2 protein-coding genes are annotated in these 1,628 nt (G+C 30.9%); both read right to left on the reverse strand.

Translation table 11 applies throughout. From position 1 onward, the window contains the following. Nucleotides 1–92: 92 nt before the first annotated feature. A complete protein-coding gene (locus BLQ05_RS13580) occupies nucleotides 93–1,004 on the reverse strand; it encodes a hypothetical protein (protein WP_143000969.1) in 912 nt (303 codons plus the stop codon). A 119-nt stretch (nucleotides 1,005–1,123) separates the two neighbouring features. After that, nucleotides 1,124–1,483 carry a hypothetical protein gene (locus BLQ05_RS13585; RefSeq protein ID WP_023577686.1) on the reverse strand — a complete coding sequence of 120 codons (360 nt, stop codon included), beginning with the start codon at nucleotides 1,481–1,483 and terminating at the stop codon, nucleotides 1,124–1,126. Nucleotides 1,484–1,628 lie beyond the last annotated feature (145 nt).

Raw genomic sequence — 1,628 nt, forward strand, 5'->3', positions numbered from 1 at the left:
AGAGTGAAAGAAAAACATGAATTTTTATGCAAGAAGTGCGAGCACAAACCTTTCCAAAAAATCCCAAGCCCCGCCATTGCATAAAACCGTTGTTATGCGACGTTTTTAATATAATCAATTAGTGATTTTGTTAAAACCTCTAATAATAAATTACGTTGTTCTTGAATTGCCTCCCATTGTTCACTTGACCATGAATGTTCTAATTTTAGAAATTCTCCATGAGCTAATATATTTCTAAGTTCGGAATAATTTCTCGCGCCAATTTTATTGTTTTGTTCTAATATTTGTTGAGTTATTACACGAACTTCATTGTCTCTCTTTTTTTTGCCTGGAGCAAAATTTGTGGTTAACATATTCATTAAACTTTGATCTAGTTTGGAGTCTCCTTTATTTTCATTCCAGAAACCTTCAATAAATGCCCAAAGACTTAGTAGTTCTAATAAAGTGTCGTTAATATTTGCTATTTTATATATCTGCTCTAAAGTGTAGTGGAATTTTAATTTTTTAGAGATAAGAATATTAAAATAGTCAATTACCAATTCAAAACTTTCTTCATTAATTATGCTTTTTGAAATTAATTTTGAATTTTTCCACTCATTCCAAGTAGGTAATGTTATTGTCTTTTCGGGAAAGTACTCCGAGGCATTTGAAACTAGAGTAGGTGGATAATAAACTAATTTTAAGCATAATTTAATTAGATTGTTGAATTCGTTTCCATTTGTATATGGTGTTTTTGTAATTATGAAAACTGAATTGATAGGTTTAGGATTATTCATAGAATATAACATCCCCATATTTACAATTTTATTATGAATCCAATCGTAAAAAGGCTCTTCTATATTTTTTAAGTTTTCATAATTAGCTATTAATAACTCAATTTTATTTCCTTCAAATTCAATTGTTTTAGTGAAATTTTTGCCGGAAAAATTAATATTATCAATTAGCCAGATTCCATACCTAGTATCGTTTTTCATAAAATGTTGCATAACGTCCCGGGGCTTCATGAAGTTGGGGTTTATATATTCCCAAACCATTCTATAACCACGGAAGCCAAATATATAAAATAACCTTCAAATTTAGCCTTAAAGACCCAATTTCATGAAACCCCTGTTATGCGACGTATTTATTTCTTTTTCCACAATAAAAATTCTGCATTATCGGTACACGACATTGAGTTTATAAAATTCTCAAAATTGAAATTGTCATATTTGGAGATAATGTCATAAACTGTTTCAAATCCGTTTGCGCCTTGAGGAATTAAACACCCAGAGTTTTCTCCAAACAATGCCAGCCAAACGTCTGGCGCAAAAGGTCCTGCATCAGTATTTATTAGTTTTATTTCTGATATATCATTCCATAAAACTTCTTCAGTTTTTCTTTCAGGATGTTCGACTCTAATATATTTTTTAGTAATAGTAACTTTAAATTTTTCTTCAGGATTTTTTGGTTGCGGTTTTCCAAATATTCTTTGAAATATTCCCATGGGTAAGTGTTTAAGGTTTTGATTTACATGGAGTTTGGTAATATGTCGCATAACGTCCCGCGGCTTGGCGTCAGTTGCGGCTAATTTAGCAAAAAGTTTCTAAGTAGGAGAGAAGGTTGGTTTTTTCCTGGAGCTTGCAAATACA

The organism is Flavobacterium saliperosum (genome assembly GCF_900100625.1).
In the GTDB taxonomy this organism is placed as follows: Bacteria; Bacteroidota; Bacteroidia; order Flavobacteriales; family Flavobacteriaceae; genus Flavobacterium; species Flavobacterium saliperosum.

Coding starts and splice junctions, on each gene's coding strand:
- BLQ05_RS13580 (WP_143000969.1), bottom strand. CDS start 1,004: ATGAAGCCCCGGGACGTTATGCAACATTTTATGAAAAACGATACTAGG.
- BLQ05_RS13585 (WP_023577686.1), bottom strand. CDS start 1,483: ATGGGAATATTTCAAAGAATATTTGGAAAACCGCAACCAAAAAATCCT.